The 219-nt window shown below is 27.4% G+C and carries 1 pseudogene; it reads right to left on the bottom strand.

What is annotated here, in order from left to right:
- Positions 1–219 (bottom strand): annotated as a pseudogene (locus tag FUA24_RS04155) (methionine--tRNA ligase); the annotation flags it as partial.

Below are 219 nucleotides of genomic sequence, written 5' to 3'. Positions count from 1 at the left end.
ATCAACTTTTAATTTTAAAAGCTTTTTTGTTTTTGGCATTTTTTCTGCTTCAATAATAGTTCCAACACGTATATCAAGTTTTGTAAAATCTTCAAAAGTAATAGTATCCTTTTGAGGTTCAACTTTTTTATTGGCAGCCTCATTAGCCTTTTTACTAGCTTCTAATTTATCTAACTGTTCTTGGATGGTTTTATCTTCAATTTTAGAGAATAACAATTC

This window comes from Seonamhaeicola marinus, assembly GCF_008085455.1.
The sequence above is the reverse complement of the archived record's forward strand: the minus strand, read 5'-3'. Positions and strand labels throughout refer to the sequence as shown.